The 26,795-nt window shown below is 66.7% G+C and carries 26 protein-coding genes; 17 read left to right on the plus strand and 9 right to left on the minus strand.

Annotation, left to right across the window (positions count from 1 at the left end; genetic code table 11):
• Positions 1-24 precede the first annotated feature (24 nt).
• The 4 genes from E5P3_RS20645 to E5P3_RS20660 all read left to right on the plus strand — a co-directional run bounded on the left by E5P3_RS20645 (position 25) and on the right by E5P3_RS20660 (position 5,957).
• A complete protein-coding gene (locus E5P3_RS20645) occupies positions 25-774 on the plus strand; it encodes a gluconate 2-dehydrogenase subunit 3 family protein (RefSeq protein ID WP_162587679.1) in 750 nt (249 codons plus the stop codon).
• 12 nt (positions 775-786) lie between these two features.
• Positions 787-2,547, plus strand: coding sequence for a GMC family oxidoreductase (locus tag E5P3_RS20650; RefSeq protein WP_162587680.1), 1,761 nt, complete (start codon positions 787-789; stop codon positions 2,545-2,547).
• A gap of 10 nt (positions 2,548-2,557) precedes the next feature.
• The gene (locus tag E5P3_RS20655) at positions 2,558-2,914 is read left to right on the plus strand and encodes a c-type cytochrome (protein ID WP_232073229.1); all 357 of its coding nucleotides are present in this window, start codon (positions 2,558-2,560) and stop codon (positions 2,912-2,914) included.
• Between the two features lie 319 nt (positions 2,915-3,233).
• The gene (locus tag E5P3_RS20660; protein ID WP_232073230.1) at positions 3,234-5,957 is read left to right on the plus strand and encodes an ATP-binding protein; all 2,724 of its coding nucleotides are present in this window, start codon (positions 3,234-3,236) and stop codon (positions 5,955-5,957) included.
• Here E5P3_RS20660 and E5P3_RS20665 read toward each other — a convergent pair.
• The 7 genes from E5P3_RS20665 to E5P3_RS20695 form a co-directional block, all read right to left on the minus strand.
• Positions 5,948-8,656: an ATP-binding protein gene (locus E5P3_RS20665; RefSeq protein ID WP_162587681.1), complete on the minus strand. Its 2,709-nt coding sequence runs from the start codon at positions 8,654-8,656 to the stop codon at positions 5,948-5,950. The two genes, E5P3_RS20660 and E5P3_RS20665, sit on opposite strands and share 10 nt — an antisense overlap.
• A complete protein-coding gene (locus E5P3_RS20670; RefSeq protein ID WP_162587682.1) occupies positions 8,649-9,146 on the minus strand; it encodes a LuxR C-terminal-related transcriptional regulator in 498 nt (165 codons plus the stop codon). Before E5P3_RS20670 ends, E5P3_RS20665 begins: the two co-directional genes overlap by 8 nt.
• Positions 9,143-9,772 (minus strand): LuxR C-terminal-related transcriptional regulator, encoded by a 630-nt coding sequence (locus E5P3_RS20675; RefSeq protein WP_162587683.1) that lies wholly within the window; start codon positions 9,770-9,772, stop codon positions 9,143-9,145. Before E5P3_RS20675 ends, E5P3_RS20670 begins: the two co-directional genes overlap by 4 nt.
• A gap of 83 nt (positions 9,773-9,855) precedes the next feature.
• Positions 9,856-10,104, minus strand: a complete 249-nt coding sequence (locus E5P3_RS20680; protein ID WP_162587684.1) for a hypothetical protein — start codon at positions 10,102-10,104, stop codon at positions 9,856-9,858.
• Positions 10,105-10,141: 37 nt separating this feature from the next.
• Positions 10,142-10,960 (minus strand): alpha/beta fold hydrolase, encoded by an 819-nt coding sequence (locus E5P3_RS20685; RefSeq protein ID WP_162587685.1) that lies wholly within the window; start codon positions 10,958-10,960, stop codon positions 10,142-10,144.
• Between the two features lie 133 nt (positions 10,961-11,093).
• Complete coding sequence (locus E5P3_RS20690; protein ID WP_232073231.1) at positions 11,094-11,438, minus strand: hypothetical protein; 345 nt, start codon at positions 11,436-11,438, stop codon at positions 11,094-11,096.
• A gap of 162 nt (positions 11,439-11,600) precedes the next feature.
• A complete protein-coding gene (locus tag E5P3_RS20695; RefSeq protein ID WP_162587686.1) occupies positions 11,601-12,152 on the minus strand; it encodes a sensor histidine kinase in 552 nt (183 codons plus the stop codon).
• Between the two features lie 315 nt (positions 12,153-12,467).
• Between E5P3_RS20695 and E5P3_RS20700 the strand changes: the two genes are divergently transcribed.
• The 5 genes from E5P3_RS20700 to E5P3_RS20720 all read left to right on the plus strand — a co-directional run bounded on the left by E5P3_RS20700 (position 12,468) and on the right by E5P3_RS20720 (position 19,259).
• The gene (locus tag E5P3_RS20700) at positions 12,468-15,338 is read left to right on the plus strand and encodes an ATP-binding protein (RefSeq protein WP_162587687.1); all 2,871 of its coding nucleotides are present in this window, start codon (positions 12,468-12,470) and stop codon (positions 15,336-15,338) included.
• 165 nt (positions 15,339-15,503) lie between these two features.
• Positions 15,504-16,547 (plus strand): LysR family transcriptional regulator, encoded by a 1,044-nt coding sequence (locus tag E5P3_RS20705; protein WP_162587688.1) that lies wholly within the window; start codon positions 15,504-15,506, stop codon positions 16,545-16,547.
• A 119-nt stretch (positions 16,548-16,666) separates the two neighbouring features.
• Entirely contained in the window at positions 16,667-17,635 is a 969-nt protein-coding gene (locus tag E5P3_RS20710; RefSeq protein WP_162587689.1) for an alpha/beta fold hydrolase, read from the plus strand.
• Between the two features lie 36 nt (positions 17,636-17,671).
• Complete coding sequence (locus E5P3_RS20715; protein WP_162587690.1) at positions 17,672-18,547, plus strand: hypothetical protein; 876 nt, start codon at positions 17,672-17,674, stop codon at positions 18,545-18,547.
• A 10-nt stretch (positions 18,548-18,557) separates the two neighbouring features.
• A complete protein-coding gene (locus E5P3_RS20720; protein ID WP_162587691.1) occupies positions 18,558-19,259 on the plus strand; it encodes a dienelactone hydrolase family protein in 702 nt (233 codons plus the stop codon).
• A 96-nt stretch (positions 19,260-19,355) separates the two neighbouring features.
• Here the strand turns inward: E5P3_RS20720 and E5P3_RS36160 are convergent, their stop codons facing one another.
• Positions 19,356-19,487 (minus strand): hypothetical protein, encoded by a 132-nt coding sequence (locus E5P3_RS36160; protein WP_269473985.1) that lies wholly within the window; start codon positions 19,485-19,487, stop codon positions 19,356-19,358.
• A gap of 129 nt (positions 19,488-19,616) precedes the next feature.
• Between E5P3_RS36160 and E5P3_RS20725 the strand changes: the two genes are divergently transcribed.
• The 3 genes from E5P3_RS20725 to E5P3_RS20735 all read left to right on the plus strand — a co-directional run bounded on the left by E5P3_RS20725 (position 19,617) and on the right by E5P3_RS20735 (position 22,328).
• Complete coding sequence (locus tag E5P3_RS20725) at positions 19,617-20,852, plus strand: hypothetical protein (protein WP_162587692.1); 1,236 nt, start codon at positions 19,617-19,619, stop codon at positions 20,850-20,852.
• Between the two features lie 99 nt (positions 20,853-20,951).
• On the plus strand, positions 20,952-21,656 hold the full coding sequence (locus tag E5P3_RS20730) for a hypothetical protein (protein WP_232073232.1): 705 nt from the start codon (positions 20,952-20,954) through the stop codon (positions 21,654-21,656).
• A gap of 135 nt (positions 21,657-21,791) precedes the next feature.
• On the plus strand, positions 21,792-22,328 hold the full coding sequence (locus E5P3_RS20735) for an acyloxyacyl hydrolase (protein ID WP_232073233.1): 537 nt from the start codon (positions 21,792-21,794) through the stop codon (positions 22,326-22,328).
• Here the strand turns inward: E5P3_RS20735 and E5P3_RS20740 are convergent.
• Complete coding sequence (locus tag E5P3_RS20740; RefSeq protein WP_232073235.1) at positions 22,325-23,065, minus strand: AraC family transcriptional regulator; 741 nt, start codon at positions 23,063-23,065, stop codon at positions 22,325-22,327. The two genes, E5P3_RS20735 and E5P3_RS20740, sit on opposite strands and share 4 nt — an antisense overlap.
• 323 nt (positions 23,066-23,388) lie before the next feature.
• On the opposite strand from E5P3_RS20740, the gene E5P3_RS20745 reads away from it, so the two are divergent.
• From E5P3_RS20745 to E5P3_RS20765, 5 genes are all read left to right on the plus strand, one after another.
• Positions 23,389-24,051 carry a hypothetical protein gene (locus E5P3_RS20745; protein WP_232073237.1) on the plus strand — a complete coding sequence of 221 codons (663 nt, stop codon included), beginning with the start codon at positions 23,389-23,391 and terminating at the stop codon, positions 24,049-24,051.
• A gap of 404 nt (positions 24,052-24,455) precedes the next feature.
• Positions 24,456-25,088 (plus strand): glutathione S-transferase family protein, encoded by a 633-nt coding sequence (locus E5P3_RS20750; protein ID WP_162587696.1) that lies wholly within the window; start codon positions 24,456-24,458, stop codon positions 25,086-25,088.
• Positions 25,085-25,444, plus strand: a complete 360-nt coding sequence (locus E5P3_RS20755) for a hypothetical protein (protein ID WP_232073238.1) — start codon at positions 25,085-25,087, stop codon at positions 25,442-25,444. The genes E5P3_RS20750 and E5P3_RS20755 overlap by 4 nt, the downstream gene beginning before the upstream one ends.
• Positions 25,445-25,485: 41 nt before the next feature.
• Positions 25,486-26,088 (plus strand): NAD(P)H:quinone oxidoreductase, encoded by a 603-nt coding sequence (wrbA, locus tag E5P3_RS20760; RefSeq protein WP_162587697.1) that lies wholly within the window; start codon positions 25,486-25,488, stop codon positions 26,086-26,088.
• A 7-nt stretch (positions 26,089-26,095) separates the two neighbouring features.
• Complete coding sequence (locus E5P3_RS20765; RefSeq protein ID WP_162587698.1) at positions 26,096-26,788, plus strand: pirin family protein; 693 nt, start codon at positions 26,096-26,098, stop codon at positions 26,786-26,788.
• Positions 26,789-26,795: the final 7 nt, after the last annotated feature.

Genomic DNA, 26,795 nt, shown 5'->3' on the forward strand with positions numbered 1-26,795 from the left:
CTCTGCCCCACGAAGAAAGTCCCCATGTCCCTGATTGACCAAGAGTCCCCCGCGCGACGCCTCTTTCTGCGCCAGATCGGCGGCGCTTCCAGCGTTGCAGCGCTGGCGGCACCCGCACTGCTGAGCGGCCTCGGCAGCCCGCTCGCTTCGGCGCAGGGCAGTGCAGCGCAGTCGACCGATACTGCTCGCTCCACTGGCTACCTGTCGATGGGCCCTCAGGAAGCCGCCTGCGTCGAGGCCCTCGTCAACGTGATGTGCCCGGCCGATGCGATGACACCGAATGGCGTCGACTGCGGCTTGCATCTGTACATCGATCACCAGTTGGCCGGCGGCTGGGGGCGTGGCGACCAGCTCTATCGACAAGGCCCTTGGCGCCCCGGCAAGCCGCAGCATGGCTACCAGTCGCCCCTTACACCCGAGCTGCACTTCAAGGCCGGCCTCGCGGTGCTGCGCCGCGAGACTCTGCAACGCACAGGCAAAGCCATCGAGCAACTCGAAGCCCGCAGCCTCGACGCCCTGCTGCAGGATGTGGCTGCCGGCCGGATGGACGACGAACACTATGGACTCGGTGCGTGGTTCAACGACTTTTTCTATCCGCTGTTCGTGCAGGCCTGCTTTGCTGATCCGATGTACGGCGGCAACCGCAACAAGGCCTTTTGGCGCGCAGTTGGCTTCCCCGGTCTGCCCGCTTTTCACGGGCGGAACGTGGTCCAGTACCGCGGCCTGCCCTTCCCTGGCGCGGCCAAGCCGCAGTCGATCGATGACTTCAGCTGAAGGTCTGTTCCCATGACTCAAAAACTCCCCAAACGCGCCGTCGTCTTCGTCGGCGGCGGCCTCACCGCCGGCCTGGCGGCGCGGCAGATGATGAATTCCGGCGTCGACGTGCTGGTGCTCGAGCGCGGTGGCGATCTCGCCGGCAGTGCGGCCGCCACGCTGCCCAACCAGCGTGACGAACTGCGCTGGGGCGTGCGCAACAGCCTGGTGCAGAACTGGGCCAACGAGACCTACACATTGCGTCATTCAATCAACGAGAGCGCGCTGCCGGTGCGCCGCATGGAAGCCTTCCTCCCCGGCGAAGGCATGGGCGGCGCTGCCAATCACTGGAACGGACAGACCTGGCGCTGGGCCGAGTACGACCCGGCCCTGCGCACCCGGCTCGAATCGCGCTACGGCAAGGCGGCGATCCCGCGCGAGATGACGGTGCAGGACTGGGGCGTCAGCTACGCGGAGATGGAGCCGTACCACGATCTGTTCGAGCAGCTCTTCGGCATCGCGGGGCAGGCCGGCAATGTCGGCGGGCGGCTGATCGAAGGCGGCAACCCCTTCGAGGCCCCCCGAAAACGCGACTTTCCGCAACCCCCGCTCGAGATTCTCGAGTCGGGCCGCATCTTCAAGACGGCCGCGCAAAGCCTTGGCTACAAACCGTTCCCGTTGCCCGCGGCCAACTCGCCGCGCGCCTACACCAACCCCGATGGCGCAAGTCTCGCGCCGTGCCAGTACTGCGGTCATTGCGAGCGCTTCATCTGCGAGGCCAATGCAAAGGCCAGCCCGGCAGTGCTGCTGTATCCGCTGCTGCAGAGGCAACGCAATTTCGAGATCCGTCTTCACTCGCAGGTGACCGGCCTCGTCTACGACAAGCACGCCCGGCGCGTGACCGCCGTGCAGTTCATCGACCTGCAGACCGCGCAAACGTATGAGCAGCCGGCCGATGTTGTCGTGCTGTCCGGCTTCACCATGACCAACACCAAGCTTCTGCTCACGAGCGGCATCGGGCGCCCCTATGACCCGAAGACGGGCAAGGGTGTGGTCGGCAAGAACTTCTGCTACCAGGTGATGTCGTCGGTACCGGTGTTCTTCAAGGACCGCTTCATCAATCCGTTCATGGCGTCGGGCGCCTCGCAGATGGTGGTGGACGAGTTCAACGGCGACAACTTCGACCACGCAGGGCTCGGCTTCTTCGGCGGCGGCTACATCTACTCGAACGTGACGAACGGCCGCCCTATCAATTCCCGGCTCCACCCGGCCGGAACGCCCCGCTGGGGATCGGCGTGGAAGCAAGCCAACGCCGACTGGTATGCGCACGCCTTCAACGTCGCGGTGCACGGCAGCAACTACCCGCACAGCCAGAACTACCTCGACCTCGATCCGACGTACCGCGACGCCTACGGTTTGCCACTGCTGCGCATGACCTTCAACTTTCACGAGAACGACCACCGGATGAGCGAGTACGTCACGAACAAAGCCGCCGGGATTGCGCGCGCCATGGGTGCCACCGCAGTCGGTGCACCGCAACCACGGCAAGGCGACTTTGATACGCGCCAATACCAGACAACGCACACCACGGGTGGAACGATCATGGGCGCCGACCCCACAACGAGCGTGGTGTCGCCGCGGCTTCAGCACTGGGATGCGCAGAACCTCTTCGTGGTTGGCGCCTCTGTCTACACACACAACGCGGGATACAACCCCACGGGTCCCCTCGCGGCATTGGCGCTGCGCCTGGGCGATGACCTGGTGCGCTATGCAAAGCAGCCGCGCATGCTTTGAGGAGACTGGAATGCGAACACTCCTGCTCACCGCCTGCGCCGCAGCTTTCATGAACCTGGCGCATGGCCAAGCGGCCGTGCAGCCGCCCAAGACATGGACGACATGTGCGGCATGCCATACAGCGCAAGGCGCTGCCGCCATCGGGCCGCCACTGGCCGGCGTGGTGGGCCGAAAGGCCGGCTCGTCGCCGGGGTTCGGCTACAGCCGAGCCATGAAGAACGCACAGATCACCTGGGACGACAAATCCTTGGCGGCCTTTCTCAGCGATCCGCAGCAAGCCGTGCCGGGCAACCGGATGCCTTTTGCGGGCGTCCCCGATGCCGGCGAGGTCGCGGAACTCGTCAGGTATTTGAAGACGCTGCGATAGCGGACGACTGCCCGGCGGCCGATGCCTTGCACGCCGGGCACACCTTCGGTCGGCTGCCACAGCGCCTCGATCGGCGAGATGGCGCGGGCCTGCGCGGTGCCAGAGCCGAATCCAAGCGGCCGCTACGGGCCGCATGACCCTATGGCCCATGGGCAGCAGGGCCTAGCCCGATGCCGTGCAGCCTCCGGCTACGATCAAACGGATACTTGAGTCTCTGCCCATGGAAACCGTCGACCCAATCCGCCTTCCCAGTCAACCGCCTTGCGACGCGCACGCCAAGCCGGCGACGACGTGAGGCCGCCCGTACCCCATCATTCAAATGAAGCCCGAGGAGTCACCTGACCTGGCGTCGGCAGAAGTCCGGTGGTACTTCGGCGTTTTCGTTCTCTGGGAAGCACAGCGCCGACTTGAGCGCGCCGGCGAGGCCGTGCGGCTGGGGCCGCGCTCTTTCGATCTGCTGTTGCAATTGATCAAGCGCGCCGGCGAGTTCGTGAGCAAGGACATCCTGCTCGCAGCGGTCTGGGCGGGCGTGGTGGTCGAAGAAGCCAGCGTGCGTGTCCACATTTCCACGCTCCGCAAGACGCTCGGGGAACCGGGCGAGAGCGACGAATGCAAGGAGTGGATCTCCAACTTTCCGCTGCGCGGCTACCGCTTCAATGGGCGTGTCCGGCGCGAGACGACCGGCATCTGGACCAAGCCCGTGGCGTCACTGCCCGATCCTGGTTTCACGCCGCTGCCGGTTCGGCTGACCGAGCTTGTCGGTCGCGAAGCCGATGTGGCGGGCGTTCTCGAATCGCTCGAAACCCACCGGCTGGTCACGATTGCAGGCACGGGCGGCATCGGCAAGACCCGGCTCGCGATCCACGTGGCGCAGAACCATCAGAAGCGACACGGCACGGAGATCGCCTTCACCGATCTGTCGTCGCTGATTTCCCAGGATCACGTGCTCGGCACGTTGGCACGCGCTGTGGGGGTGCCCGCCGACCTGCCGAACATCGTCGGAGCCATCACTCAGCGGCTGGCGGGGCGCGCCGTGCTGCTGTTGATTGACAACTGCGAGCACGTGGTGGATTCCCTGGCGCCGCCGGTCGACGGCCTGCTTTCCGTGCTCCCCGGCTTGCGCATCCTCGCGACCAGCCGTGAGGCGCTTCGCGTGGCGGGCGAGTATGTCTTCCGATTGCCCGCGCTTGCGATTCCGCACGTCGAGCAGATCTCGCTTACGCAGGCGCTGCACTGGCCATCCGTCGAATTGCTTGTGGAACGGGCCAAGGCTGCGGGTGCGGGTGCGTTCGACGAGTCGCATGGCCCTCTGCTGGCCCAGATCACCAGGCAGGTCGACGGCATTCCCTTGGCGATCGAACTGGTGGCCGCGCGCCTGGGCGTCCAACCGGTTGCCGATCTGGCGCGCAGGCTGGACGACCACATGCGCCTCTATGCCTACAGCCGCGCCGCGCTCGCACGGCACCGAACGCTCGCCGCGGCGCTGGACTGGAGCATCGCGTTGCTGAGCGATACGGAACTGCGGCTCTTTCGCTGGTTGTCGGTGTTCCGCGGCCGGTTCGATGTCGAATCCGCGCTCGGCGTGAGTGCCGGCGGCATGGACACCGAGGTGGCATTCGACGCTCTGATCTCGCTGGTCAACAAGTCGCTGGTCTTCTTCGACAGCAGCGACGCTGTTGCGCCCTACCGGCTGCTGGACACGACGCGAAGCTATGCCGCCGCGCTTCTCGCGCAGAGCGACGAACGACCCGCATTGCTGCGGCGCCATGCGATGCTCATGCGCGATCTCATGAAGGCCGCGGCGGCGGAACTCTCGGACCTGACCGAGCAGGCCTGGGCTGATCGATACGCGCACCGCCTGGACGACGTGCGCTTTGCACTCGAAGTCTGCCTCACGCAGCAACCCGACGCGAAGATGGCCGCCTCGCTGGTCACGGCTTCCGCACCCTTGTGGTTTCACCTGGCCCAGGTCGTGGAATACCGCGACCGCGTCTCCGCAGCGCTAGCGCTGGTCGATCGGCAACCCACGCGCGACACGGAAACGGCGACCTGGCTGAACACGGCACTGGTCAGCGCCCTGCTCCACACCGGCAGGTCCTCGCCCGAGCTTGGGGCCGCCGCGGACCAGGCCCTGGCCGGCGCGCTTGCCGTCAAGATCCCCGTGCTGGAACTGCAAGCGCGCTGGGGCCGGTGCACGCACGACATGTTCCGCGGCGAGTATTCGGCGGCCTTGGATCAGGCGCACACGCTGATGGCGGCCGCACAATCCTGGTCTGATCCCGCCGCGCTCAATCTCGCTCACCGCGTGATGGCGATGGCCAACCACTTTTGCGGCCACTTCGGTGTGGCAAGAATGCACAGCGAAGCCTCCGTGCGCGTGGGCGGCGGCCTGGGCCATGCCCGGGCCAACATGGTGGGAGTGAACGCCATCGTTGCGGCAAAAGCCATGCTGAGCCGAACGCTGTGGGTGCAGGGGGAAACGGCCAGGGCCCTCGAAGAGGCCAGCGACGCGGTGGACCGCGCGCAAGCGGCCGGAAAGTCCGTCTCTTTGTGCTCCGCGCTGTATGGTGCCTGCCCGGTCGCCCTGTGGGCCGGCGAACTCGAGCTTGCCGCCCAATGGATTCACTTGATGACGGACGAAGCACAGCGTAAGGGCCTGGTGGGCTGGCTGCGCTATGCCGAGTGGTTCTCACAGGGGCTGCAGTTGGGCATCGCGCCGGACCGGGACCTTTACGTACGCGAGGTGGCCGACCAGCTCGCGACCTATGACGCCCCTCACCGGGAAATGCTCGCGACCTTCTGCGTCGACTGGGTCGACGACGAGATGATCGAGCGCGTCTCGCGCGGAGACAGTCCCTGGGTCGCCGCCGAGGTCTGGCGCGCCGCCGGATGGCGCGCGGCGCAAAGCGCTGCACTTGACGAGGCCGAGGTCTTCTACCTCCGGGCCATCGAAACCGCCAAGCGACAGGGTGCCGTCGCCTGGGAACAGCGCGCCACATTGGCACGTACCTGCCCGCCAGGCGCCCGGCCGGTTCAACGCTGACCCGTTCTGGCGCGAAACTCTTCCAGCGTCTGCGCTGCACGCAGTTCCCAGGCGAATGCGCCTTGCGAGCGTGCGAGGGCATGGGCCTGCAAATAAAGTGCCTGGGCTTGCGCGGCATCGCCCAGCAGTTCCTTGCGCCGCCCGGCGGCACGGTAGACCTCGGGAGCGCTCCACTGGCCTTCGCCCTGCATCGCGCGAGCCACCAGGTGATCGTCCACCCACCGGTCGCAGAACGTGACCATCATTTCCCTGCGGGGCTCATCCATGACCAAAACCTTTGCCGCGACGGCATCGATGTGCGCGCTGGCGTCGTCGACCTCACCGAGCTTCATGGCGTCGTCGTAGCAAAGGGCCCAGTCATGCCAGTAGGCAAAGCCCTTGGAACGGGTCTGCTGCAACATCGTGTCGACCCAGGCGCGCGCTGCCGGTTGTTCGCCGGCCCATATGGCCATCGGACAGATCCAGAAGAGCGCAACGCACAGCGACAGTGCGTGCCCTAGTGCCTCCGCCTCCTGCATGCACCGGACGGCAGTGGTCATGGCGAGACGGCTCTCGCCCTGGATCCACAGGGTCCTGGCAAGAATGGCCACGGCGGTGGTGCGTGCGTCGGGCTGGAACGCGTTGACATGGTTGCGCCGGATCGCCTCGTCCACATCCGCCGCCGCTTCGGCGTGCATCCTGGCCTGGGCGAACACGCCGCAGAAGTGACTGGCGAGCGCCAGCATCCGGTGCGACAGGTTGCGCGTCACGGCGTTGGTCGAGTGGCTCGCGAATTCGCTCAGGATCTCGGCATGCCGCAACGCTGGTGGGTACGCGCCGCGCGTGACGTTCAGTGCGCAAAGGCCCCACCGAGCCTGGAATTCGAGCGTCTTCATCTTGAATTCCAGTGCGCAATCCAGCGCCCGCTCGCACGCCTGTGTCATCTCCGGCACCGTGCCGCCGGTATGCCACAGCGCGTTGTAGAGCGCGATCTCCAGCCGCCCGGCCGTCAGGCGGTCGGGTACCTTCAGCGAATCGACGTGGTCCAACGCCGCCCGTACACGATCCCGGTATTCGCTGACCTCGGACAGGCGAAACCACAGCGGCGCCGATGCGACAGTGAGCGCACCCGCGATCGTCATGTCGTCGTGGTGGCCGATACAAGCGTCCAGCGCCGCGCGAACGTCGTCCAGGGAGCCGCGGTAGCGCTGCGTCCAGGCATCTGCGTCCAGCGACGCGAGCTCCGCGGTGGCAATGCCCATGAGGTCCAGCATGAAAAGGGCATGGCTTTTCGACACCGCGTCTTTCTCGCCCGCCCGCACCAGCAGCGCGTGCGCATAGCTGCGGGTGGTATCGAGCAGGCGGTAGGGCGAGTCCGCGGCCTGATCGGTGTCGTAGACGACGAGCGACTTGCTGGCCAAGCTCAGCAACGCATCGGACGCCACGTCTGGGTCCAGCGCACTTGCTGCCACGCTCAGCGCCGCCGCGGCGCCGAAGTAAGCGCGGAACACCGACAACCTGCGGAACAGAAGCAGCTCGGCATCGCCCAGCAGGCCGATGCTCCAGTCCAGCGTCGCAGCCAGTGTGCGTTGTCTTGCCAGCGCAGCCCGCCTGGCCGTCGAATGCAGGCGCATGTGATCGTCGAGTCTGAATGCCAGCTCGCTCACGGGTTGTGCACCCAGGCGGGCCGCGACCAACTCAATCGCCAGCGGGATGCCGTCCACCTGCTGGCAGATCCTGGTCAGCGGACCGCTGCTTGCGTCATCGAATCCGCGGGCCCCCGCGGCCTCGGCCCTCTCGACGAGCAACTGAACCGCCGGCGAGCGCAACGCATGCTCCAGGGAATCGGGCTGGGACTGCTGGACCGCCAGGGGCATCAAGCGAAAGACATGTTCGCCCCCCACGCGAAGCACCTCGCGGCTGGTGGCAAGGACCCGCAACCCGGGCAACGCGGCCAGGAATCTACCCAGGAGCGGCGACAGCCTCTCGATGACATGTTCGCAGTTGTCCACGAGCAGCAACATCGCCCGGTCTTCGAGGCGTTGGACCATGGCTTCTTCGATGTCCGACACACCGCCTCGCACGCCGATGGCGCGCGCCATGGTCGTCAGCACGTGGTCCTGTGAGGTCAGCGGCGCGAGATCGACGAAACAGACCTGAGCGTGCGGCGGCCTTTCCGGATAGCGCGCGGCCACGCAGACGGCAACGCTGGTCTTGCCCACGCCGCCGGGTCCGGCGACCGTGACCAGCCTGCTCGCCGCGAGCATGCCGAGCAGGCGCTCGATCTCTGCCTCGCGCCCCACGAGCCTGGAGAAGCGAGCGGGCAACCCGGCCGGCGCATCCCCCAGCGACGCATGGGCTACTTGCGTCACGGCAGCGGACGGCACGAACTCGCAGTGCACCCGCCCCAGGAAGCGATAACCGCGCAATGGGATGTTGGCGATCCATTCCAGGCACCCGTCCTGAGCACCGGGCCGACCCAAGGCCTTGCGCAGGATCGACATATGGACTCGAACGCTCGCCTCCTCGACCACCGTGTCAGGCCAGACCGCCGCGAGCAGCTCGTCCTTGCTGATTACTTCGCCAGCGCGACCCACGAGTGCGACCAGCAGGCCGAGGGCACGCGACCCGAGCCGCACCGGCTGCCCTTCGCGCTCGAGCCTTGGCTCGGCTTCCGACAGTGCGAAGGCACCGAAGCGCCACCGGCGACTCTCAGACACGGACCAGCCCGCGCTGCGTCGCCTTCACGGCCACCTGCACCCTCGAGCCGACATGCAGCTTCTCGCAGATCCTGGAGACGTGTGCCTTGACGGTGGTGGCGGAGATGTCCAGCTTACGGGCGATGCGCTTGTTGCAATCGCCGTTCACGGCCGGATCCGCGTCCTGGCGCACATAGCCGTGCGCCCCACTGGCGATCGCCTGCATGACCTGCCCTTCCTTGTCCCGCCGCGTCACGACGATGACGCGCGGCGCACGCAAGCCGCCGGCCACGCCCGACGGGTCCGATGCCGATGCCGAGGCCGATGCCGAAGCAAGCAGGCTCAGTGCGCAGGCGTGGTCGGCCACGACCACGTCCACGACGCCCTCGTCGGGCCTGCTCCCCGACTGCACATGCAACCCCGGTTCCTGGTCGATGAGCGCGACGAGACCGGCCATGACGAGCGGATCGCCATGGCACACACGCACAGACAGATCGATGGAGCCGATCATGGCGATGCCTCCAGCAGCAGTCCCCGGCGAAAGGCTTCGCCGATCGCGGCAATCCGTGTCGGCTTCTGGAGCTTGCGCAGGATCGCCTTCACATGGGTCTTGACGGTGCCTTCGCCGATGCTCAGGCGCCGGCCGATGTCCTTGTTGGCCAGGCCCTGCGCCATAAGCTGGAGCACTTCGAATTCACCGGCGGTCGGCGCGGCGGACGAGAAGTTGTCCAGCAACTGGTCGGCCACCGGGCAGGACAGGTACCTGCGTCCCCCTGCAACGCAGCGCACCGCGTCCGAGAGTTCCTCGACCGAGCAATCATGCAGAAGGTAGCCGCGCACGCCAGCGTCCACGGCGCGGCGAATCTGCCATCCGGTGCTCTGGTCCGTGACCACGAGGAAAGACCTCGGCCCGGAGCCGCCCGGGCCGGGCGGGACATTCGTTGCCCTGTGAACGCCGGTTGCGTAGTCCGTGACGAGCACGTCGACGGCGTCGTCGCCGCCATCGACGTCGGGGAGGCCTGATTGAACGACGAAGTCGGCACGGGAGCGCAGCAGCGATGCGATGCCGGCGGCCACGTAAGGGTCGCGGTGCGCGACTGCCACATGGATCGGCCTGGCCTGGGTCGGCGCGGTCATGGGCTTCAAGTCCTTCTGGAAGTCATGGGTGGAAGTTTGTGCAGTTGGCAGTCGCGTCGCCAGTTAAACCGTGTCAAGCCTTGTTAAGGGTCCGGATGCGCCAGGGACTGCACGACGGCGTCCCGGGTGACCGGGGCCTGCGGATGCAGCGCGCCCCGGCAGCGCCCGAGCGCGCCGCAGAGCAAGGCGACGGCACTCCCGGCCGTTGGCTGCTGCGACTCGGAGGCGGCGATCACCGCACCTGCGCCGACCGCGACCGTCACGATCGCGGCGCTGGCAACGTTCTTGAGCCACTCCAACCAGACGCGACGAGGAGGCAGCGAGACCTTCATGGGCACACAAGCGCCAGGACACGAGCGACGCGCAGCCTCAGGGCTGTGCCGTAGAGACCGCGTCTGCGGCTTCGGCGATCAGCCGGGTCACAAGCTTCGGCCGCGAGATCATGACCACGTGGGAAGCGCCCTTGACCACGACCGTCTTCATCGACTTCGCACGCTCGGCCATGAAGGCCTGCGCGGCAGCCGGAATGTTCTTGTCTCGGTCGCCGTAGATGAACCAGGAGGGCACGTTCTTCCACGCGGCAGCAGGCGACGCTTCGCCCAGGGCGCCCTCTGTGATGGGACGTTGCGACACGGCCATCAACCGGGCAAGCGCCGGTGACACGTCTTCGGCGAATTGCTTGCTGAACTTGTCCTGCTGGATGTAGAGGTCCTTGGCGCCGTCCGGCAGGAGCACCGGCGCAGCCAGCGCCGAGCCGAGCGTGCTGCCGGGAAACTTGCCCGACAACTCGGCCGCCGATTCGCCCACCTCGGGGGCGAATGCAGCCACGAAGACCAGGGCCTGGACATTGGGCTTTCCCATCGCCGCGGCGGAAATCACCAATCCGCCATACGAATGTCCGACCAGCACGACCGGCCCGGGGATCGACCCCACGAGGGCTGCCACGTAGTCCGCGTCGGACTTCACGCCGCGAAGCGGATTGGCGACCGCGACAACGGAAAAGCTGCGCGCACGAAGGTCGCGTGCCACGTCGTTCCAGCTGGCCGATTCGGCGAAGGCGCCGTGGACCAGCACGACAGTGGGCTTTGCCGGGGCGCCCGATGTGGCCGCGCTTGCAGGTGCCGACAGGTGCAGCGTCAGGATGCCGATGGCTGTAAACGCGCTTGCGAGCTTGGAAAAATTCTTCATGCTGATGTCCTTTGATGAATGGATGGCCTGACTTGAAAAAATGCTCACCCCTTGCGGGATGCATCGCGAGCGACAGGTCCAGGCGTTGGCCTTCGTTCGTTCTGAAAATCGGGCGGCAGTAGTGGGCGGCGGCTCAACACGCGCCGGAAAAGTGGCTTCTGTGCGCATGGGCGCTGGCGCACGCCGGCACCAGGCTGGCATGGCGGGCGGCGCCTGCGGAGCAGATGTCATGTACAGGCGGTGTCGCACGGATGGCCACGGTCGCAAATCGCAGTTCCGCGTGCGCCGCCTCACCGGCGGCGACCGCGCAGGCGGCCACGATGGCCAGCAGCGAGATGCTCATGTATCCCGCGCTCCAGACCCGGTCGATCGCGCCTCGCGGCGCGGCGTCGGCGGCCGCCTGCAGGGCCTGCGCTCGCGCCCTGAGCGTGCGGCGTGTCGCGCCCGATGGCGCGAAGGAATGAATGTGCTGCGTCATGGTGACTCCTCAAGGGCGTGCTGGCCCTGGCCTCAGGACGGCTGGGCTCCGGTTCGCGAACATCGCGGCACGGCTCGAATGCTAGGTTTCGCATCTCGGTTGCGGTAGGCATGCCGCAGGTACTGCCGTGTTGCATGCCCGGCATCAATGTGCGGCGCACCGTCAGGCGCGTCGATGAAGAGGAAGCCACACGTTGAACTCGGCGCCGCGTCCGGGTCCCGCAGAGGTTGCCTTCACGAACCCGCCGTGAACGACCGCAAGACCGTGGACCAGCGCCAGGCCGATGCCCAGCCCACCGCGCGAGGCGCCGTCCCCGGTGCCGGCCTGGCTGAAGAGACCGAAGACATGCGGCAGGAACTCGCGCGCGATGCCGCAGCCGCTGTCCGCCACCGCGAGACGGGCGAAGCCATCCTCGGAAGAAAGGCGTACCTCAACCTCCGCGCCGACGGGCGAGAACTTGGCGTTGTCCAGCAGGTTACCCACGACCTGCTCCAGCCGCACCGGGTCGGCATGGCAGATCAACGGATCGGCCGTCTGCATCTGTGCGCGCAAGCGCCCCGATGACCAGCGCGCACCAAAGGCGGCGACAAGGTCCAGCGCGAGTGCGCCGAAGTCGACCTCCGCGCGGCGCAGCGCCAGCTTGCCCGTTCGCAGGCGCGAGAAATCGAGCAAATCGTCGATGAGCCGCGTCTGGCTTTCGATGGCGCGCTGCATCGCCTGGGCGATGCGCTGCAGTTGCGAGGGCCGACGGCGGTGATTGCTGCCCAGGCAAAGCGCACATCGCGATCCCTGTCACAAACCCCCGGGCCTGGCCGTCTTGCATATCGAAGGGGCTCGTCCCTGCCGGCAGCCAGTTCCTCCCGCATCGTGGGCCCGAACGGCTGCGGCCTTCATCTTCTTGGCTGGATCATCGAATGAAGAAATCTGCGCTCGAGGCATTTCCCATCTCGGGCTGGCGGGTCGCCGCCGTCCCACGCCGCGCGGGCCTGTCCGCAGCGCAGGCATTGCGAGGGCTCGCGAGTGGGTGACATGTACGACATCACGGCGCGCTCCACGCCAGGGGAGGCGCATGCCGGCGAGGCGCTGGGATCGGGCGAGATCCGCTGGCGCTTTGGCGCATTCATCCTCTGGGAGGCCCAGCGCCGGCTCGAAAGGCTCGGGCAGAGCGTTCGCCTGGGCTCCCGCTCGTTCGAGCTGCTGCTGCAATTGCTCAGGTGCGTGGGCGAGGTCGTGGGCAAGGAAGAGCTGCTCGCCACCGTCTGGGCCGGGGTGGTGGTCGAGGAGTCCAGTGTGCGGGTCCACATCTCCGCGCTTCGCAAGGCTTTGGGCGAGCCGCAAGACGGGGACAACTGCAAGGAATGGATTTCCAACATTCCCCTGCGCGGCTACCGGTTCAACGGCACGGTTTTTCGCGAACAGGTCGGCATGCCGACCGAGGATCGACCGCGCGCGGCGGCCCTGCCCGCGTTGTCTTTCGCGAAGCTGCCGGAGCGCCTCACCCGGCTGGTGGGCCGCGACGCCGACATGGAGCGCGTGCTGGCGGCACTCGCAACGCGCCGGCTGGTCACCCTCGTCGGCACCGGCGGCATCGGGAAGACCCGTGTCGCCATCCATGCGACCGAATGCCACGCGGAGCGCACGGCCATGCAGCTGGCATTCATCGACCTTTCGTCGCTGGTCTCGCAGGCCCATCTGGCGAGTACGGTGGCCCGCGCGCTCGGCGCACCGCCGGACACCCCCGACACGACCCGGGCCATCCTGCAGCGCCTGGAAGACCGCGACGTGCTCCTGCTCATCGACAACTGCGAGCACATGCTCGACGCGCTGGCGCTTCTTGTCACCGAACTGCTCGGCGCCCTGCCCGGCTTGCGCATCCTCGCAACCAGCCGGGAGGCCATTCGCATCGAGGGAGAACACGTCGAGCGGCTGTCGCCGCTCGCGGTGCCCGGCGCACAGTGTGTCGACCTGGTCGAAGCCATGGCGTCGCCGGCGGTCGAACTGCTGGTCGAGCGTGCGAAGGCCGTGGGTGCCCGCGCGTTCGAGGATTCCGACGGACGGTTGCTCGCCGCAGTCGCCCGCCAGGTCGATGGCATCCCGCTGGCCATCGAACTGGTGGCGGCACGCCTGGGCGTCCAGCCGATCGGCGACCTTGCCTTCCGGTTGAATGACCACATGCGGTTGTACTCCGCGGGCAGTCGGGCCGTTCTGCACCGGCACAGCACGCTCGCGGCCGCGCTGGATTGGAGCATCGCACTGCTCGACGACGCGGAACTGCGGCTCTTTCGGCGGCTCTCGGTCTTCCGGGGGCGCTTCGATGTCGAGTCGGCGCTGAGCGTCACCCGGGCTGACATGGATTCCGAAGTGGCGTTCGATGCACTGATCTCTCTGGCAAACAAATCGCTGGTGTCGTTCGACAACAGCGACGGCATCGCGCCCTACCGGCTGCTCGACACGACGCGCAGCTACGCCGCCGCACTGCTCGCGCAGACCGATGAAGGCCCGGCGTTGCGGCGGCGCCATGCGCTCTTCATGCGCGAGCTGATGAGCGCCGCGACGTCGGATTCGGGTGAACTCACCGTGCAGGCCTGGAACGCGCGTTACGCGCACCGGCTGGACGACGTGCGCAGTGCGCTGGACGCCTGTCTGGCGCAGCAGGACGACTGGGAAACCGGCGCCGCGCTCACCATCGCTTCGGCGCCCTTGTGGTTTCACGTCTCGCAGGTCGAGGAGTACTGCGACCGGGTCATCGCCGCGCTCGCATGCCTCGCGCAACCGCCGGATGCGGGCACAGAGACAGAGGCATGGCTGCAAATCGCCTTGGGCAATGCGCTGTGGCACACCCGCGGACCGGTCCCCGAAATGAGCGCAGCCTACGATCGGGCGCTTGCCCTGGCCATGTCGGTCCGATCGGTCGTGCTGGAGCTCCAGGCCCGCTGGGGTATCTGCGTGCTGCATGCGATTCGCGGCGAATACGCGGCCGCGCTGCACCACTCGCAGGTGCTGTTCGAATTCGCGCAATCGACCCCCGATCCCGCCGCACTCAACCTGGCACATCGCATGACCGCGCTGGCGAGTCACTTCTGCGGCAACTTTTCTGCGGCCAGTGCCGGCGCCGAGGCGGCGATCGTTGTGGGCGGCACCGTGCGCCAGACACCCGTCAATCTGTTCCAGGTCGATGCCGCCGTCGCATCGAACGCCTTTCTGGCTCGCACGCTCTGGCTCCAGGGCGATGCGGCGAAGGCCATGGCCACCGCCACCCACGCGGTGGCTCTTGCCGAGGCCGGAGGCAATGCGCTGTCGCTGTGCTTCGCGCTGTTCGGCACATGCCCGGTCGCCCTGTGGTCGGGCGAGCTGGAACTGGCGCGCAAGTGGGTGCGCATGCTGCTGGACGAGGCCCAGCGCAGAGGTCTGGTGTACTGGCACCAGTGGGCGCATTGCTATGCACTGGGCCTGCAGGCGCTCACCGCGCACGACCCCCACCGGCATATACGCCAGGTCGCGCAGCAACTCGACGAGTTTGACGCGCCACGCAAGGAAATGCTCGTGACCTTCTGCGCTGACTGGATCGACGACGAGACCATCGCGCGCGCCGGCGCCGGGCACGGTCAATGGAGCGCAGCCGAGACCTGGCGCGCTGCGGGCCGGCGCTGCGAGCAGCGCGGCCTCGACGATGAAGCCGAGGTGTTCTACCTGCGTGCCATCGACACCGCCAGGCAGCAAGGCGCGCTGGGATGGGAATTTCGTGCGGCGATCAGCACCGCCCGGCTGTGGGATCGCCGAGGCAAGAGGAAGGATGCCCTCGAACTGCTGGACGAGAGCTGCGCGCGCGCGGTGCCGCAAGGCGAGCATCCCGGCCTTGCGCAAGCCCGCGCACTGCGCAGCGCACTTTCCCGGACCTGACAGACTTTGCGCCGCATCGGGCTCACGGGGACAGTGCCTGAAGGCCGGGCATAACAAACATTGACAGGGCTTAACTGGCCCCGTCACGGCTTTGCGCGCAGAGTGACCGCTTCGCTTTCATGGGGGGATCAGGACACCCGATCCCTCGAACCGAGAAGCCGACTCATGACAACTTCTGCCCTTCCTTCGCCCTCTTCCATCCCCCTCGCGCCACGCGCAGACCCGCTGGCCTCCAGCTTCGCCACCAGCTATGCCGGGGTGGTTGCCTTCATTGCCGTTGTCACGGAAGGCAGCTTTGCACGGGCCGCGGATCGACTGGGCATCGGCCGCTCCGCCGTGAGCCGCAGCGTCCAGAAGCTGGAAGACCAGCTGAACGTCCGGCTCTTCCTGCGCACCACGCGAAGCACCACGCTCACGCGCGAAGGCGACCTCTTCTACGCCAATTGCCACACCGGCGTCGACCGGATCGTCCAGGCGGTCGAAGAAATGCGGGACCTGCGGCAAGGCCCGCCCCGCGGGCACCTGCGCATCAACGCCGCAGTCGGGTTCGGCCGCCGGGTCGTCGCGCCGCTGCTGGGCGAGTTTCGCGCAACCTACCCCGAGGTCACCATCGACCTGTTGCTGAACGACAAGCCGACCGACTTCACCTCCGACCGGGTGGACATCGCGTTTCGCAACGGCCGCATGGAAGACGCCCAGATCATCGCCAAGCAGATCATCCCCATGCAGTTGCTGCTGTGCGCCTCACCCGCCTACCAGGCAGCCCACGGGCTGCCCGACAGCGTGGAAGCCCTGGCCGGGCACGAGTGCATCAACTTCCGCTTTTCATCCGGCCGGATCTTCGAGTGGGAGTTCAAGGTCGGGGGGCAGCCACGCAAGCTCGTGCCCCAGGCCAAGCTCACCTACAACGATGCGGACCTGGTGCTGCAGGCCGTGCTCGACGGCCACGGCATCGCCCAGCTGCCAGGCTACCTGGCGTGCGAGGCGCTCAGGACCGGTGCGCTTGTCCCGTGCCTGACCCAGTATGCGCCCGACGACAGCGGCCATTACATCTGCTATCTGAGCCGCCAGCACCTGCCTTCGCGCATGCGCGTGTTCATCGACTTCATGACCTCGAAGATTCGGGCCGCCGACCTGGATTGCCTCACCGACCTCAGCCCGAAGCTGCAGGCCGAGGCCGGGATTGGTGCCGACGCGACAACAGCGTGAGTCCCTGCGCAGGCCTACTCCCTCGCCTTCGGCGAACCTAGCATTTCAATCGTTCCACGGCCTCCTTCCCAGCGCTCGCGCACCGTGGTCCGACGTTTCAATTTCAACCGCAGGAAACCATGAAGACCACACAGAATCCTTCGCGCCGACACCTGATTGCGACCGGCGCTGCCGTCGCCACCGGCACCCTCGCCTTCGGCATGCAAGAAGCAGCCGGCGCAGCAACCCGCACCCGGCCCCTCCAGCCTTCGAGCCCTTCGAGGACTAGCAACACCATCACCACCCCCGACGGCACGCAGATCTACTACAAGGACTGGGGCGAAGGTCCCGTCGTCACCTTTTCTCACGGATGGCCGCTCAACGCCGATGCATGGGACGGACAGATGCTCTTCCTGGCGCGCAACGGCTTCCGCGTCATCGCGCACGACCGGCGTGGGCATGGCCGCTCGAGCCAGTCCTCGTCGGGCAATGACATGAACGGCTACGCCGACGACCTCGCGGTTCTCTTCGAGGCACTCGACCTGAAGAAGGCCACGATGGTCGGCCATTCCACGGGCGGCGGCGAGGTGGCGCGCTACATCGGACGCCACGGCAGCAAGCGGGTGGCCAAGGCGGTGCTCATCGGCGCTGTTCCGCCTGTCATGTTGAAGTCCGCGGCAAACCCCGAAGGCCTGCCGATGGAGGTGTTCGACGGCCTTCGCGCCGGGGTCGCCGGCGATCGCTCGCAGTTCTACAAGGAGTTCGCTCTCCCGTTCTTCGGCGCCAACCGCCCAGGCGCGAAGGTGTCGCAGGGCATCCTGGACCAGTTCTGGCTCTGGAGCATGCAATGCGGCCAGAAGAACTCCTACGAGTGCATCAAGGCCTTCTCCGAAACCGACTTCACCGAAGACCTGAAAAAGATCGATGTGCCCACGCTGATCATGCACGGCGAGGACGACCAGATCGTGCCCATCCACGACTCGGCAAAGAAGTCCGCTCAGCTCGTCAAAGGCGCCAAGGCGATCTACTACCCCGACGCTCCGCACGGGCTCACCGCCACGATGCAAGACAAGATCAATGCAGACCTGCTTGCCTTCCTCAAGAGCTGAACCACGCACACGACCGACCGACCTCGAACCTGCACCATGCTGAATCTTTTGCTGCAAACCACGATCGAAGGAGACCCAGACGACTGGAACATTTCGCGATTCAGTCGCCTGGGTTCGTTTCTCTCGCAGCTTCAGGACGACAACGGTCGGCCCGCCTTCCAGGTGACTGCGCGCGACCGTTCGTCGCGCACTGCTCCCGACCCCGTGCTGTCGACGCTGGATGAATCGGACTTCGACCAGCTCTGGCTCTTTGCCGTCGATACAGGCGACGGCCTCACACCGGAAGACTGCGCGAGCATCAGCCGATTCCGCCGTCGCGGCGGTGGCCTCATGGTCACGCGTGACCACATGGACCTGGGCAGTTCGATCTGCAACCTCAGTGGCGTCGGCGCCGCACACCACTTCCACAGCCGCAACTGCGAGCCCGATACGAACCGCCAGTGCGTCGACAACCCGTTCTCGGGCGCCATCTCGTGGCCCAACTACCACTCGGGCGCAAACGGCGACTACCAGCGCATCCGGTCGGTCGGCAGCATTCACCCGGTGATGCGCGACAGGCGCTCGGCCACGGGCGTGATCCAGTACCTTCCCGCGCATCCGCATGAAGGCACGGTCGGTGTACCGCCCGGTGATTCGAGCTGCCGCGTCGTCATGGAAGGGCAGAGCTCGCTGTCCGGCAGGCGCTTCAACATCGCGGTCGCGTTCGAGCACTCCGAGCACGGTGGTCGGGCCATCGCGCAGTCGACCTTTCATCACTTCGCTGACTTCAACTGGGACCCTTCGGCCGGTTGTCCTTCCTTCGTGGCGGAACCGGCCGGCGATGGAATCATCCGCTTCTCCGAAGCGCTTCGCTCGACGAAGCAATACGTGCGCAACGTCGCCTTCTGGCTCAGCGCCGACCAGCCCGCCTGAGGAGAAAACCATGCACGCGCCCTTTCGGATCGCCACCACGGGGGGCAGCTTCACCGCGTACGTCGCCCGTCCGCAGAAACTTCCCGCGCCGGCCATCGTCGTCATCCACGAAGTCTTTGGCGTGAACGCCGACATGCGCCAGACCTGTGATGACCTCGCGGCGCAAGGTTACGTGGCGGTCTGCCCCGACCTGTTCTGGCGGATCGCGCCGGGCCTTGACCTCTCCGATCGCACGGAAGCGGAGCTCGCGCAAGCCCAGGCCCTGTACAACGCCTTCGACCTCGATGCAGGTGTGAGCGACATCGCCGCCACCGTACAGGCCACCCGTGCGATGCCGGAGGTCACGGGCAAGATCGGCGTGGTCGGTTACTGCCTGGGCGGCCTGCTGGCCTTCCTCACGGCCGCGCGCGCGAGACCCGACGCAACGGTGGCGTTCTACCCCGGCAACGCGGACAAGCATGTCCGCGAAGCGGACCGGATCGCCAACCCACTGATCGTTCACCTCGCGCAGAAGGACGAGTACATCCCCGCCGATGCGCAGCGGCAGATCGCATCTGAGTTGAACCGACGGCCGCAGGTGCAGGTCTACAGCTATCCGGGATGTGGCCACGCCTTTGCACGGCACCGCGGCACCGCCTACAACGCCGAAGCGGCGGCCTTGGCCAACCGCAGGACCGCGGATTTCCTGGCCCTTCATCTGCAGCCGCACTGAAACGCCTGACGCACCCGTAGCAGCAACGGCTTTCTCCAGCGAAAATCGCCGCACGGCCTTTCGCGGGCCATCACTTGATGGAGTCATGCTGCGTCTCTACGACAGCCCGCCAAACTCCCCGAGGTCGCCCGGCTGCTGAAGAAGAACTACCCCAATGAAGTCGCCGACCTGGGCAACAACGCGGGCGTCAAGCTCGACGCGCTGCTCGAGAGCCTCTAATATGTCCATGGTGAGCGCCTGGCCGCGAACGCATTGGTGCCTTGCAGACAACGCCGTGCTCCCTCTCGCATACCTACCGCTGAGGGCCGGCCGTTCCTAGGATCGATGGGGTCCATCCCACCCTTCAAGGAGCTCCCCATGCGTCTGCGCACCATCGTCACCGCCCTCGCCTGCTGCCTCTGCACCTCCCTCAACGCCGTCGCGGCGGATGTAAAGTCCATCTCCCGCCTTGCCGCGGGCCCCGGCAACATCCTGTTCATCGCCGACTGGAAAGCCGCCCGCGTCCACGCGATCTCGCTAGCTGCGGCACATCAGCAGCCGGCAGGCACGGCGTTCAACATCCTTGACCTGGAGCGCCTGCTCTCCGCCCAGGTCGGCGGCGCCAAGGTTACGGTCGAGGACATGGTCGTGCGGCCTGGCACCGCACAGGTGTACGTGGCTGTGAGTTACGGCGCCGCGAAGACGCCGGCGCTCATCATGGTCACCAGCGACAAGAAGGCGCGCCGCGTCGACTTGAAGGCGGCGGCCTCTACGTCGGTCGCACTGCGCGACGCGCCCACCTCGGACTACAGCTTCTGGAAGGAAACGCCGGAGCGCAGCTTCACCGTCACCGACATGAAGTGGCGCGAAGGCGAACTCTTCGTTGCCGGCCTCTCCAACCAGGACTTCGCCTCAACGCTGCGCCGGGTGAAGTACCCCTTCGACGCGAAGCAGTCGATCACCTCGGTGGAGATCTATCACGCGGGCCACAACCTGATCGAGACGCGCGCGCCGATCCGCGCGATGAGCTTCGCGAGCTGGGGCGGCAAGCCCTACCTGGTGGCCGCCTACACCTGCACGCCGCTGGTGACGATCCCACTGGATGACCTGAAGGACGGCGCGCACATCCGCGGTAAGACCGTCGCCGAACTCGGTTATGGCAACACGCCGGCTGACATGATTGCCTACTCGCGCACCGAGCAAGGCAAGACCGAAGACTTCCTGCTGCTGGCGAACTTCAACCGCGTGTCGAACGTTATTCCCGTGTCGCAACTGGAGGCGACGGGTTCGCGTCCTGGCATCGAGAAGCAGGTGCCTTTCGGGCAGCTCGCGGGTGTCGAAGTCATGCAGGCCCCGCTGGCCGGCACGCTGCGGCTGGACAATCTCGACGAGAAATCGTTCGTCGTCGTGCGTCGCCGGCTCGAGAAGGACGCGCTGCAGCTCGTTTCCATCGGCAAGGAACTGAGCTTCCGGCTGACCGACCACGTCTCGGAGTACGCCTTCGCAGAGTACAGCTTCAAGCGCGACAACTTCCAGCTGCAGAACATCAAACCCCGGCAGGACATCCTGCTGAAGGACGAAGGCTTCCCGGACCTGATCAAGGCATCGGAGTAAGCCGTGCGTCTTCGCCGACTATGCGGTGCCGTGGCGCTCGCCGCGACGCTGGGCGCGTCGCACGCCGGACCAGCCGCGCCGTCCCCCGCAGCTGCGCAAATGGTGCGCGTCCAGCCGTCCGCTGGCCAGGTGCCGGCCAACCTGCTGCGCCTGTCCATCGAGTTCGCGACACGGATCGAAGGCCCGGTGCTGCCGAGGCTCGCACTACTGCGCCCCGACGGAAAGCCGCTCACGCAACCGTTTCTCGAGCAGGAACTCTGGTCGCCCAGCGGTCGAGTCCTGACCGTGCTGATGCATCCGGGCCGCGTCAAGACCGGCTTGAAAGCGCGTGACGTCCTGGGGCCGATCCTGGTCGACGGAGACGAGGTGACCTTGACGCTTGACGACCATCCCATCCATCACTGGCGCGTCGGCCCCCCGGACACGAGCGGTCCCGCGGTGTCGGCATGGCGCCTGTCGTCCGTGCACGCCGCATCGAAACAAGCGCTCGTCGTGACGCTGGACGACGCCATCGATGGCCGGGAAGCCGACTACATCGCGATCGCAGACCCACACGGCCGGCGCGTAAGTGGCCAAGCCCTGCTGAAAGACGGCGAGCGCACTTGGTCGTTCACGCCACACACCGCATGGCGCGCAGGCGAATACCGATTGATCGCCCGCGGCACCCTCGAAGACCCGGCCGGCAATCGCCTTGGCGGACGCTTCGAAACGCCCGCAGATGCGCCGGCGGCTGCACCCGCCGATGCAGCACTTGCATTCACCGTGGGCTCGACCTCGCGATTGGCCAGCGCGCGTCGCCCTTGAACCGCTGAGCCTCATGCATTCGACGACACCGCGAGACCCGCGCTGCTCGAAGCACCCGCGAATCAAATGTCCGACCCTACTTTCCACTTCAACCTCCGGCTACCGCAACTGCATCGCAAGCGACATAGCGCAGCAATGGTCCTTCTCGGCATCGTCGCCTGCATTTCGCAGGTGGCGCGCGCTGACACGCCTGCGCACCAACCCTCTTCCCTCTTCACTCAGTTCGGCTCGGCGCACGGTACCCGCACGCTGACCGCGGGGCTGACCTGGGACCTGCCCCATCGATGGCAACTGGGGCCGGGCGAGCTGAGCAGCTATCTGGAGGCCTCTTACGCTTACTGGCAGATCCAATCGTCAGACCGGGCCGGGCTGTCGCATTTGTCGCAGCTCGCGCTGGTTCCCGTGGTGCGCTACCGCCCTGCGGAAGGCTCCTCGCCGTGGTTCTTCGAAACCGGCGTGGGGTTGACCGCCACCTCGTCGCGCTACAGGACCCGACAGAAGAGCTTCTCGACCAGCTTCAACTTCAGCACACACCTGGCGGTCGGCCGCAGCTTCGGCGCGCAGCGCGAACACGAGATCGCGCTGCGCCTGGAGCATTTCTCGAACGCAGGCATCAAGCACCCCAACCCCGGTGAGAACTTCCTGCAGTTGCGCTACGCACGCAGGTTCTAGCGGCGCTGCGCAAGGTAGCGCGCCGGTGGCTGGCCCATGGCCTTCCTGAACATGGCGATGAAGGCACTCACCGAGTCGTAGCCCAGGTCGTGGGCGACCTGCTGCACCGAGAGGCCTGAGGTCAGCCATTGCAGCGCAACGATCAGGCGCAGGCGTTGGCTCCAGCGGCCGAAGGACATGCCCGTTTCGAGCTGCACCAGGCGGGTCAGCGTCCGCTCGCTCATGGCCAGGCGCGACGCCCACCGCGCTGCGGTGGTCCGGTCCGACGGGTCGCGCATCAACGCATCGAGGATCCGACGCAGGCGCGGCTCCTCCGACACCGGCAGGTACAGGGCTTCGGTCGGCATGCGCACCAACTCGTCCAGCAGCACGGCATGCAGCCGCTGCGCCCTCGGTTCGCACTGTGCGTCGCCGGCCATGGCGACCAGGCGAAGAATGAGTTCGCGCAGCAAGGGGCTGATGCCCAGCGCGCAGCAGGTCGGCGGCATGGCCGCGGCAGCGTGTTCCACGAACAGAAAACAGACATTCCCGCCCGGCGAGACACGCAGGCTGTGGGGCACGCCGCCGGGAATCCAGAAGCCACCGTGCAGCGGCGCCATCCACAGCGCGCCCGGCAACTCGCAGGTCACGGTGCCGCGCAGCACCATCGCCAACTGTCCCTGCCGATGCTGGTGCGTCGGCAGCTCTTCGGCCGGCGCATGGGCGCGAATGCGCACGGCGGCCACGCGGGCCTGCATCTTGTCGAACTCGAAAGACCAGGGACCTTGCTCTTGCGAATCCCCGGATTCATGTTGACCGGATTTGCGCATATTCAGTCGGACCACAGGCATTCGAATTTGCGCATCGTCACTAGATTCGACCGTGGCATCCCGCATTTCCTCGGACCTCCAACGTCCTGTTGCCCAGCCTTCTCAAACGAGACTTTCCCCACCATGTGGCCAAGCTCACCGCCTGCTACGCGCTGGCGATGATCGCCGCCGCAGGCATCGCATCGGCCGTGGCCGTGCCACTGGACCATGCACTGGGCGCCTGATGGCCCGCCTCGCTGGGCATCGTCGCCGTGCTGCCCCTCCTCGCCGCGGTACTGTGGCTGCCGCAACTGCGTTTTCGCACGGTCTCGGCGCCGGGCCTTCCCACAGGCGCGCGGGGGGCATCGGTGTGGAAGGCCTCGCTGGCCTGGCAAGTGGCCGGGTATCTGGGTCTCACCTGCTTCATCTACTTCGCGGCGATTGCATGGCTGCCTTCGATCCTCCAGGAGGCCGGCTTCTCGCGCGCGCGCGCCGGCACGCTGCACGGATGGATGCAACTGGCGGGGGCCGTGCCCGCGCTGTTGTTGATGCCGCTGCTGCATTGCATGCCCGACCAACGCTGGCTCGCCTTCGCCTCGCCCGCGCTGAGTGCCTTTGGCTTGGCGGGCCTGCTGGTCCTGCCTGCACTGACGCCGCTGTGGATCTTCGCCTTCGGCATGGGCATGGGATCGGCACTGATCCTGAGCCTGGCCTTCGTCGGACTGCGCGCCGGCAGCCAGCAGATTGCCGCGTCGCTCTCGGGCATGTCGCAGTGCATCGGCTACCTGCTGGCGGCCATCGGCCCGACCTTGGTCGGCTTCCTGCACGAAGCCGCGGGCAACTGGACGATGCCGCTGGCGGTCTGCCTGGTGCTGTGCCTGGCGATGTGCGGACTCGGGCTGTCGGTGGGCCGAGCCGTGCACATCGGCCATTGATACGGCTGGGCCCGCAACCTCACAGCCCGCGGGCTGCATCTGCGCCACGGCCCGCTGCGCGCCGCTCAGGACCTTCACGTCGCTGTCCGATTCGCCGGCTCGATAGGCGGCATGCGTGCTCCAGGTGTCGGGGTTCACAGGGATCGTAGAAGCACCTCGCCGACCGCGGTAGGTGCCATGGCGTGACTGCGGTGTTGCCCTGCGCGCACCAATGCGTCGCGCACCGTCACCGCGATTGGTGCGCCGGTGACAACACGGTGCACCCCGACACAGGCCTACCGCCTCTGCGCACGCCTGCCTAGCATCGAATCGTTCGCCAGCCCTCCCTTCACGACGCGAGGCCGACCGCCCCGCCGAAAGCGAAGAACTCACTTCAACGCAACGTTCAACCCAACGGATTCCTCATGAAGCTCTATCACATGCCCGGCGCATGCTCCCTCGCCGACCTGATCGTTCTCCAGTGGATCGGTGCAGACCACGAGCCGGTGCGCATGAGCCTGGAAAGCATCAAGTCGCCCGACTACCTTGCCATCAACGCGGGCGGCACGGTACCGCTGCTGGCACATGGCGACCTGACGCTCACCGAGAACGTCGCCATCCTCGGCTACCTGGCAGACCTGTACCCCGCGGCGCGCCTGCTTGGCGACGGCTCGCCGCGCGCCCGCGCCGAGGTCATGCGCTGGCTGGGCTTTCTCAACTCGGATGTGCACAAGGCGTTCAAGCCGATCTTCGTGCCGCAGCGTTTCCTGAAGGACGCGGCGATGGCGCCCGTGCTGGCCGACAACGCGCGCGGCCATGTGCGCGACTATCTCGCGCGACTCGACGACCAACTCGAAGGGCGCGACTGGCTCACCGGCGAACGCTCCATCGCCGACCCGTACCTGTTCGTGCTCTCGCGCTGGTCGGCGGCCAAGAAGGTCGACATGCAGGGACTGGACAACCTCGCACGCTTCGTCCGGATGATGGACGGTGACGCCGGCGTGCAAGCCGCGCTGGACGCAGAGCGCGATATGCCGCAGCAAGCTGGGACGCCATGAGACTTTCGCTGGCCGCTTCCCCCCAAGCCTCCGAACCGCGTTGCGCCACCTCGGGCACGCTCGCCCGCTGGTACGCCGAACAGCCCGCCGTGCGGCGGCTGTGGGCCGTCCAGGCGACGGACAGGCCCATGCTGCGCGTCATCGTCATGCTGGAACCCTCGCTGGACGGCGACGAGATCAGCCCCGCCTGGATGGCTCACGGCAGCCGTTGGGCGCGCGATCTGCGCGAACGGCTGGCCGGCGCCGTGCAACTGGAACGCATCGACGGGCCGTTGCCCGACGAGTTCGAGATCGAAGGCGAAGGTGCCGTGCTTGCGGCGCTGTGCTGGCGCGATTCGACCGCGCCCGACGCCTGAGCCCCTTCATCTTCCCCTCACACCACACCCGGACCTTCACCATGAGCAAAGTTCTCGTTCTCTACTACAGCATGTACGGCCACCTCGAAACGATGGCCCACGCGATCACCGACGGCGCGCGATCCGTCGAAGGCTGCGAAGTGGCCCTCAGGCGCGTGCCCGAGACCATGCCGGCCGACGCGTTCCGCCAGGCCGGCGGCAAGGCCGATCAAGCGGCACCGATTGCCACGGTGGCGGAGTTGCCGGACTACGACGCGATCATCTTTGGCGCGCCCACGCGCTTCGGCAACATCGCCGGGCAGATGCGCACCTTCCTCGACCAGACCGGTGGCCTGTGGGCCTCGGGCGCGCTCATCAACAAGATCGGCAGCGCCTTCACCTCGACAGGCACGCAGCACGGCGGACAGGAAACCACCCTCGTGTCGCTGCATTCGACGCTGCTGCATCACGGCATGCTGATCGCTGGCGTGCCGTACTCGTGCACAGGCCTGACGAACATGGCCGAGATCACCGGCGGTTCGCCCTACGGCGCTGCCACGCTGGCCGGCTCCGACGGCAAGCGCACGCCCTCGGACAACGAGCTGTCGATCGCCCGCTTCCAGGGTGAACACGTGGCGCGGCTCGCGGCGCGCCTGGCAGACTGAGACTGTCATGTCCACTCGCCAGAGCGAAGTCGCTGGTGTCGAAGCCGTCATCCTGCCGCCAGTGCGCGATCTCGGAGACGGTTTCAAGGTTCGGCGTGCCTTGCCGTCGGCGCACCGGCGGATGGTCGGGCCGTTCATCTTCTTCGACCACATGGGGCCTGCGACCTTCGCCGCTGGCCAGGCCTTCGACGTGCGACCGCACCCGTACATCGGTCTGGCCACGGCCAGTCCCCGCACGGCATCGGAGGGCGCCACATTGACGCTGATCGCCGGACGCAGCGACGGCCTGGTATCACCGATGCGCACGTACTCTGACATGGTGTACGCCGACATCGCGCTCGAGGACGCCGCGCGCTACCGGGTGAAGGCAGAGCACATCGAACGCGCGGTCTATGTGGTGTCAGGCGCGCTCGAGGTCATTGGCCAGGCCGGCCGCTTCGAAGCCGGAGAACTCGTGGTCTTCAAGCCGGGCGCCGAACTCGTGTTGCGCGCGGCCGGCGCCACGCGGTTGGTGCTGGTCGGTGGGGAGCCGTTTGCCGAGCCACGGCACATCGAATGGAACTTTGTCTCTTCCCGCGCCGAGCGCATCGCACAGGCCAAGCACGACTGGCGTGCACAGCGCTTTGCGGGCGTACCCGGCGACAGCGAACTCATCCCCCTGCCTGCGGACACGCCGCCCGCAGGCTCCGCTTCGGCGTGAAGAAAGA

Origin of the sequence: Variovorax sp. RA8 (assembly GCF_901827175.1) — a bacterium.
GTDB lineage: Bacteria > Pseudomonadota > Gammaproteobacteria > Burkholderiales > Burkholderiaceae_C > Variovorax.